Here is a 1,715-nt window from a genome sequence, read left to right as displayed (position 1 = left end):
GGTATAGAAATTTCCACTGAAATCAGGTGCTTTTGGCGCCGAGATCGGTTCAAAAGCCACTGACAGCGACCCGCTACCGGTGTTCTTGGAGTTTTCGATCAATTTTGGACCTGGGATCGTGAAGAAATCACCTGCAAAATTCGCATCGCCCAGAATGTTTCCCTGCAAATCCTGCCCAAGCTGATGCTGGGCATTGAAGGTCAAGGCCAGCGAAGTGGCAACGCGCCCCAATTCATTTTGGGCAACGCCAAGCACATTGCTCCGGAAGCTGATCAGACCGCCAAGTTCCCCGCCCGTAATCAATGACTCCGGCAACTGCTGGGCCCCTCCCATCGTTTGCAGACCGACAACGATCTTTGTCGGATCAGAGGTAGAGGCTGTCGCGGTCATGGTCATCGACTGCGAGCCGACAACCAACTGCTGACCATTACCGATAAACACGTTATAGGTGCCATTCGTGTTGGTGCTCGTAGACACCCTGATGAACTTGTTGATCTCGGAAATCAACTGGTCGCGCTGATCCTGCAGGTCATTGGCTGGCTGGCCATAACCGGCCTCGGCAACAACAATGCGCTGGTTAATGTCTGCAATTTGACTGGCGTAGGTATTGATTTGATTGACAGCATCAGAAATCCGGCCATTCACCTGTTCAGCCATCTGCGACAGGGAGGTATCAAGATTCTGGAAACGAGCAGCCATCGTTTGGGCACTCGAAATCATTGACTGACGCGATGGCAGGAGCGAGGGATTGGATGCCACATTCTGCACACCCGCAAAAAAATCCTGCAGTGCGGGAGACAACCCGGCGTTGGGGTCCGCCAGCATGGTGGTGACCTGGGTGATTTGGCTATAAAACGCATCCAGCTCGCTGACTTGTGTCTGCGCAGAGTTGACCTGAGAGGTCAGGTACTGATCATACAGGCGCTTGATGGTTTGAACATGCACACCTTGGCCAATAGCCCCTGCCCCCGTGTTTATGGCCACATTGGTTGCCTGCACGGTAACCTGACGCGTGTAACCGGGGGTATTTGCGTTAACAACATTGTGTTCGGTCGTCAGCAATCCCAACTGGGCGGCTGTAAGGCCACTAACCCCGATACTGAAAATTCCTGTACTCATCCTGTCACCTCTGAGAGGTTAACGGCCAATTCGCCGTAAAGTTTAGGCGGCGCTCAACCAATCAGGGCCTGCTTCAACACCGGGCCATTGATGATGCGTGAAAGCTTGTCCGCATACGCCGGATCAGTGGCATAGCCTGCCTGCTGTAAACGTTTAGCAAACTCCGCGCCATCCTGAGAGCCAATTACGGCGCTATAGCGCGAACTGTTTCGCAACAGGCTGGCATAGTCGCGGAATGCCTCTTCATAGGAGCCATAGGCACGAAAACGCTCAACCGCCTGCTGAGGCTTCCCGTCGACGTATTCTGTGGTGCTCGCATCCACCGTCTGGCCACTCCAGCTCTTTCCTGCCTTGATACCGAAAAGATTGAAACTTGAAGAACCATCCGCACGCCTGATCTCAGCCCGCCCCCATCCACTCTCAAGGGCGGAATGACCGACCAGAAACTGAGGTGGAACGCCGGTCGAACGGGATGCTTCAACAGCATGCGGCCAAACACGGTTGACGAACTCCCTCGCGCTGGCAGGCACTTCCAGTGTGGCACCCGGGGCGACGGAGACATCCGCTTTTTGATAAGCCGCCGAAGTAGGCAACCC

Annotated in this window: 2 protein-coding genes; both read right to left on the bottom strand. The window is 54.6% G+C overall.

Annotated elements, in window-relative coordinates; translation table 11 throughout:
* The coding region (gene flgK / locus OEL57_RS16620; RefSeq protein ID WP_300742048.1) for a flagellar hook-associated protein FlgK at positions 1–1,119 on the bottom strand (1,119 nt) is incomplete at its 3' end.
* A gap of 53 nt (positions 1,120–1,172) precedes the next feature.
* Positions 1,173–1,715, bottom strand: a 543-nt coding sequence (flgJ, locus tag OEL57_RS16615) for a flagellar assembly peptidoglycan hydrolase FlgJ (protein WP_300742046.1), incomplete at its 5' end; no start/stop codon positions are given.

The sequence above is a fragment of the Trichlorobacter sp. genome (assembly GCF_030247655.1).
Taxonomy (GTDB): Bacteria; Desulfobacterota; Desulfuromonadia; order Geobacterales; family Pseudopelobacteraceae; genus Trichlorobacter.
Note: the sequence above shows the minus strand (reverse complement) of the source record. Positions and strands in the feature narration are given on the sequence as shown.